This window comes from Blastococcus sp. CCUG 61487, from assembly GCF_005222955.1.
Lineage (GTDB): Bacteria > Actinomycetota > Actinomycetes > Mycobacteriales > Geodermatophilaceae > Blastococcus.
Genome location: NZ_LWUA01000111.1, coordinates 1 through 1,291 on the forward strand (window position 1 = coordinate 1; position 1,291 = coordinate 1,291).

Consider the following 1,291-nt stretch of genomic DNA (forward strand, 5'->3'; position numbering starts at 1 on the left):
TCGCCGTGCGCGGTGGGGGAGGACGCTCGGGGATCAGGTGAGGTGGATTCAAGGAGCGGACGCAACACCCGCGGTTTGATCACCGAACAGTAGTGGGCTGATGACCTCGTCGGGTTTGAGCCAGCCGAGGGTCTTGCGTGGCCGGTCGTTGAGCTCGGCGGCGATGGCGGCGAGGTCTTCGGCGCTGTGCACCGAGAGGTCGGTGCCTTTGGGCAGGTACTGGCGGAGCAGCCCGTTGGTGTTCTCGTTGGTGCCGCGTTGCCAGGGGCTGTGCGGGTCGCAGAAGTAGATCGGCAGGTCGGCGGCGATGCTGATCTTCTTGTGACCGCGCATCTCCAGGCCCTGGTCCCAGGCCAGGGAGCGGCGCAGCTGGGCCGGTAGGGCGGTCATGGCCTGTACCGCGGCCTGCTCGAAGCCGGGGAGGTCGTGTGGTCCGCCGGGCAGGTGGAGCAGGATCAGGAACCGGGTGGAGCGCTCGACCAGGGTGGCGACGACAGAGCGGTTGTTCTTGCCGACGACGAAGTCGCCTTCCCAGTGCCCGGGCACCGCGCGGTCATCGGCTTCGGCCGGCCGCTCGGAGATCATCGTCTTGTCCGGGATCCGCCGGTCGGGATCGGAGCGCCCGTCCACCCGGTTGCGCGGCTTGCGCAGTGTTCGGCCGGTGCGCAGCCGTTGGGCGAGGTCCTTGCGCAGCTCGCCGCGGGCCTGGACGAACAGCGACTGGTAGATCGTCTCGTGGGAGATCCGCATGGCTTCATCGTCGGGGAAGTCGACGGTCAGCCGGGCGGAGATCTCCGCCGGGGACCAGCGCTTGGTCAACCCTTTCTGAACTTCGTCGCGCAGCGACGCGTGGGCCAGTTTGCGCGGCTTGGGCCGCCGCCCCCGCTGCTCGGCCGCGACCTGGGCGGTGACCGCCCGATACGGGCGGCCCGGCGGCCGGTTGCGGCGGATCTCCCGGCTGATCGAGGACGCGCTGCGGCCCACCCCGCGGGCGATCGCTCGCACCGTCAGCCCGGCGGCCAGTCCCCGGGAGATCTCCTCCCGCTCGGCGAGGTTCAGATACCGGCCGGTCGGCTCGGCCAGGGCGATAGGTGACACCCCGCCACACTCACGGAACCACCGCCGTCCCACGGTGCTTGACACACCCGCCCGCGAGGACGAGGCCTCCGTGCTCAGCCCTTCGCGCACGCCCTGCCAGAACGCCCGCCGCAGATGCTGCAGCTCCACCGTCCTCGCCATGGCCCTGACCTCCAGTCAGTCAGGGTGTTGCGACGACCCCTTGAGCCCGGGT

The 1,291-nt window shown here is 70.3% G+C and carries 1 protein-coding gene; it reads right to left on the reverse strand.

Going from position 1 to position 1,291, the window contains the following annotated elements; genetic code table 11:
* Positions 1–48: 48 nt before the first annotated feature.
* Positions 49–1,176 (reverse strand): IS30 family transposase, encoded by a 1,128-nt coding sequence (locus A6V29_RS07200; protein ID WP_502700077.1) that lies wholly within the window; start codon positions 1,174–1,176, stop codon positions 49–51.
* Positions 1,177–1,291 lie beyond the last annotated feature (115 nt).